This window comes from Acinetobacter sp. F16 (genome assembly GCF_052712855.1).
In genome coordinates this window covers 1-1,256 of sequence record NZ_JBRATK010000032.1, presented here as the reverse complement: position 1 = coordinate 1,256, position 1,256 = coordinate 1, and the positions used below count along the sequence as shown (strand labels likewise).

The 1,256-nt window shown below is 51.5% G+C and carries 1 rRNA gene; it reads right to left on the bottom strand.

The annotated features are described in order from the left end of the window. A 23S ribosomal RNA gene (locus ACU0NF_RS11830) occupies positions 1-1,256 on the bottom strand; the annotation flags it as partial.

Below are 1,256 nucleotides of genomic sequence, written 5' to 3'. Positions count from 1 at the left end.
AACGGCTCTTTAGAGGACATAAAGTCCTTGGGAAATCTTATCTTGAGGTAGGCTTCCCGCTTAGATGCTTTCAGCGGTTATCCCTTCCAAACATAGCTACCCGGCGATGCCACTGGCGTGACAACCGGTACACCAGAGGTTTGTCCACTCTGGTCCTCTCGTACTAGGAGCAGATCCTCTCAAATTTCCAGCGCCCACGGTAGATAGGGACCGAACTGTCTCACGACGTTCTAAACCCAGCTCGCGTACCTCTTTAAATGGCGAACAGCCATACCCTTGGGACCTGCTTCAGCCCCAGGATGAGATGAGCCGACATCGAGGTGCCAAACACCGCCGTCGATATGAACTCTTGGGCGGTATCAGCCTGTTATCCCCAGAGTACCTTTTATCCGTTGAGCGATGGCCCTTCCATACAGAACCACCGGATCACTAAGACCTACTTTCGTACCTGCTCGACTTGTGGGTCTCGCAGTTAAGCGCGCTTTTGCCTTTATACTCTACGCGTGATTTCCGACCACGCTGAGCGCACCTTCGTACTCCTCCGTTACTCTTTAGGAGGAGACCGCCCCAGTCAAACTACCCACCAGACATGGTCCTCGCTCCAGATTATGGAGCAGAGTTAGAACCTCAATATTACCAGGGTGGTATTTCAAGATTGGCTCCACCAGAACTAGCGTCCTGGTTTCAAAGCCTCCCACCTATCCTACACAAGTAAGATCAAAGTTCAATGTCAAGCTGCAGTAAAGGTTCACGGGGTCTTTCCGTCTAGCCGCGGGTACACCGCATCTTCACGGCGATTTCGATTTCACTGAGCCTCTGCTGGAGACAGCGCCGCCATCATTATGCCATTCGTGCAGGTCGGAACTTACCCGACAAGGAATTTCGCTACCTTAGGACCGTTATAGTTACGGCCGCCGTTTACTGGGGCTTCGATCAAGAGCTTCGCTTACGCTAACCCCATCAATTAACCTTCCAGCACCGGGCAGGCATCACACCCTATACGTCCACTTTCGTGTTTGCAGAGTGCTATGTTTTTAATAAACAGTTGCAGCGGCCTGGTTTCTGTGGCTGTCAACCGCTCAGGAAGTAAATTCCATCACCGTCGACAGCGTACCTTCTCCCGAAGTTACGGTACCATTTTGCCTAGTTCCTTCAGCAGAGTTCTCTCAAGCGCTTTGGTCTACTCGACCTGACCACCTGTGTCGGTTTAGGGTACGATTCCTGTGTAACTGAAGCTTAGAGACTTTTCCTGGAAG